The organism is Candidatus Korarchaeota archaeon NZ13-K, from assembly GCA_003344655.1.
GTDB lineage: Archaea > Korarchaeota > Korarchaeia > Korarchaeales > Korarchaeaceae > Korarchaeum.
This window is the reverse complement of sequence record MAIU01000108.1, coordinates 1-3304: the sequence shown is the minus strand read 5'-3', so window position 1 is coordinate 3304 and position 3304 is coordinate 1. Positions and strand designations below refer to the sequence as shown.

Here is a 3304-nt window from a genome sequence, read left to right as displayed (position 1 = left end):
CTACAACACTCCCAGGATGGCGATCGCCTACGCCAGGGGAGGGGTGGTCGAGGCACTCATATGAATCATGAACCCCATCAGCTTGCCGGCCTCACCCTGAGGAGCAGGAGCAGACCCACCGTGTTCACGACGCATCCCAGGACGAAGGGGACCCAGTAGCCGAGATACCAGGTGTAACCGGCCAGGAAGTTCCCCAGGGAGCTGAACAGGAATGTTATGGAGTCCAGAGATCCTATGGCGGTCGCCACTTCCCTCTCCGATATTCCGATCAGCAGGAGCCTCCTGGCGGGGAGATCCATGGCTCCCACGAACCCCTGGATCAGCATAAGAGCGTATATCAAGAACTCATTCCTGAGGAATGGATAGATCCACCAGACCGCGGATGAGGCTGCCAGGTGATATATCAGCATCTCCCTACCCCCTATCCTGTCAGTCACCCTCCCGAGGGGCACGGTAGCTACAAGGTTGCCGAGGCTCCACAGGGAGAGGGCCAGGCCTATCTCGGGCTCGCTCATCCCCTGATAGGACCTCGCTACTATCGGTATGAAGGTGAAGGACATGGTGAATCCTATGCCGTGGAGCGATAGGGAGACCGCTAGGTGGCTCAGGTACCTGTTCCTGATGAGTATGCCGGCTCCCCTGCTGAGATCCTCCAGGAGGCTCACCCTAGCCCCTCCGCTCCTCCCCCTGAACCAGATCCAGGTCAGGAAGGCGGAGATGAGGCTGAGGCATCCTCCCAGGGAGAAGAGGAGCGGATAGCCGCCCAGCCTCATCAAGGATCCGGAGAGCGCCTGCCCCGCCATCTGCCCGGCCGTGACGAAGAGGTAGTACCACCCGTAGGAGGTGGCCGTCCCCTCAGACACCTCAGAAACCAGGGCCAGCGCCGCGGGGCTGTAGATGGAGTAGCCCATCCAGGCGAGTATCAATAGGATCACAGCGAGTGACTGCGACTTGAGGAGGGATAGGAGCATGGTGGAAGCCGCTCCCAGCGAGAAACCGAGGATCATCGGATGATACCTTCCGATCCTGTCGGCCATGGCCCCTGAGAACATGGAGGACAGGCCGTAGGAGAGCCTGACAAGGGTCATCGCGATCCCTATCAGCAGCTCCGGCATCCCCAGGTCGCTGAGGTAGAGCACCGCCAGGGAGGTGGCAAGGTAGAAGCCCGAGTTGAAGATGAAAGCTATGGAGGAGAGCTTTAGGACCTCCCTCATCATCCTCACCGTCAGCCTGAGGCCAGGCCATCGAGGAACTCGCCGAGCCTCCTCATCCCCTCCTCGAAGACGTCCGGCCTGGCCCCGAAACCTATCCTGAAGTGTCTCTCAATCCCGAAGCACGAGCCGGGCACCAAAAACACCCCCCTCTCCCTCAGGAGCCTCAGGGCAAGCTCCTCGGATTCTATGTCGAGATGGTAAGCGGGGAAGGCCACGCTGCCGGCCCTCGGGGGGACCCAGCTCAGGTAGCTCCTGCTCTCCACAAGCTCCCTCAGGAGTCCGAGGTTCCTCCTTAGGATGTTCAAATTCCTCTCATATATCCTATCGACCCTCCTTATTGCTGCGGCAGCTATCCTCTCCACCAGCACGCTGTTGCTTATTGACATGTAGTCCCTGCGCAGCTTGAGCTCCTCCACGAGCCTCCGGTCCCTCGTGGCTATCCAACCGAGCCTCAGGCCTGTGAGGGAGAGGGACTTCGAGAAGGACCTCGTGACTATAGCCCTCTCGCTCAGATCGGCCGCCGAGGGCACGGAGGTGCTAGGATCCAGGAAGAGCCCGTGATAGGATTCATCACAGAGGAGGTAGGCATCAGAGCTCTCAACAATCTCCAAAATCCTCCTGAGCATTCCCTCATCTATGAGGCTGCCAGTCGGGTTGTGCGGGTTGTTCAGGACGACGAGCTTAGTCCTCTCATTAAGCATCCCCTCGAGCTCGCTCAGGTCGGGGAGCCAGAAAGATTCCTCCCTCAGCATCAGGAGCCTGACCTCGGCTCCAAGCGATTCCGGGGCACTGTAGAGCTGCTGATAAGCTGGAAATATCGATATAACCTCATCTCCAGGCTCTATGAGTGTGTAGAAGACCTGGAAGTTTGCCTCTATGGCCCCTCTGGTCACGAGGATCCCTTCCGGCTCCACTCTCCTGTAGAGTCTCGCTATTCCCTCCCTGAGCTCTGGAAGGCCCTCCGTGTAGCCATAATCCAGTGTGAGGTCCCTCAGCTCCTCCAATAGGTCCTCCCTGCCTATCAGGCTGAGGAGCTCCCCAAGCCTGAACGGGGCCACGCAGGTCTCAGCTATGTTCAGCTCGGCCAGGTGCTCGTAGGAGCTCATGTACCTCTCCACTAGGAAGGGCTTGACCCTCATGCGGATCCTCAAGATCCGCCCGGTCAGCTTATAAAGGGGCCATCCGTAACGCTCACTCGCGCCCGCTGGGGAACGCCCGCGATCCGGGCAGCGCACCATCTGGACGTGCCCGCTGGGCGAGCCCTCCCAGGACTCCCTCTGAGTATTACCAAATCCATCTATCGTTATTACCTCTGATACATTTCAAATTTTAACTGAAAAGTTATTAAGATGAGGGATGCTCCCCCCTTATGTCCCTACTCAAGGAGGTGAGGAGCTGGGAGGACAGGAAGGGCGTGCTTTACGCTAGGGTCGATGTGCCGGAGTTCTCGGAGGTCACGCTGAGGGACGTGGTCATAATGTCGACCAGGTGGTGGGCCGACTTCATGTCAGGCATAGCGGCCCTCATGGGGGAGAAGGCCCTGAGGCCCGTGCTCTACTACTCAGCCTACCGCATGATGAAGCAGCACAATCAGAAGGGACTTCTCAGGATGGTAAGAGAGGGGAAACTTCCCAGGAAGAGGATCTTCGAGATAGCTTGCGATATATTCTCGAGCCTGGGATTCGGTGAGATAATCAGCATGGAAGTGGTTGGCGGCAGGATGAGGATAGCGGTCAAGGACTCCTTCGAGGCCAGGGGAAGGAGGGCTGAGAGGCCCGTATGTCACTTCGTTGCCGGGATGCTCTCCGCCATCTTAGAGGACATCTTCGAGATGAGGATAGGACCCGTCATCGAGGAGAGCTGCGCCGCCACCGGGAACGACCACTGCAGCTTCTCAGCCGAGGTGATGGAGGCTGCTGACAGTATCTGAGGAGGCGCACGTCATAGTCAGGGCGGTGGGGAAGTGCAACCTGAACTGCGAGCTCTGCAACTGGAACGGGGAGATGAGTGAGTCCTACCTGAGGGATTCATCCCTTGAGTTCCTGCTTGATGCCCTCATGGGGGAGGGCTTCAAGCCCGAAGTTTACTTC

The 3304-nt window shown here is 58.6% G+C and carries 3 protein-coding genes; 1 reads left to right on the top strand and 2 read right to left on the bottom strand.

Annotated elements, in window-relative coordinates; genetic code table 11:
• Positions 1 to 77: 77 nt before the first annotated feature.
• Both BA066_07395 and BA066_07390 read right to left on the bottom strand, forming a co-directional pair.
• The gene (locus tag BA066_07395) at positions 78 to 1223 is read right to left on the bottom strand and encodes an MFS transporter (GenBank protein ID RDD52871.1); all 1146 of its coding nucleotides are present in this window, start codon (positions 1221 to 1223) and stop codon (positions 78 to 80) included.
• A gap of 2 nt (positions 1224 to 1225) precedes the next feature.
• Positions 1226 to 2353, bottom strand: a complete 1128-nt coding sequence (locus tag BA066_07390; GenBank protein ID RDD52870.1) for an aminotransferase class I/II-fold pyridoxal phosphate-dependent enzyme — start codon at positions 2351 to 2353, stop codon at positions 1226 to 1228.
• A gap of 230 nt (positions 2354 to 2583) precedes the next feature.
• Here BA066_07390 and BA066_07385 point away from each other — a divergent pair, with 230 nt between their 5' ends.
• Entirely contained in the window at positions 2584 to 3144 is a 561-nt protein-coding gene (locus tag BA066_07385) for a hypothetical protein (GenBank protein ID RDD52869.1), read from the top strand.
• Positions 3145 to 3304: the final 160 nt, after the last annotated feature.

Bases quoted from the DNA above. Each gene is read 5' to 3' on its own strand.
- BA066_07390 (RDD52870.1), bottom strand. From the start codon at position 2,353: ATGAGGGTCAAGCCCTTCCTAGTGGAGAGGTACATGAGCTCCTACGAG.
- BA066_07385 (RDD52869.1), top strand. From the start codon at position 2,584: ATGTCCCTACTCAAGGAGGTGAGGAGCTGGGAGGACAGGAAGGGCGTG.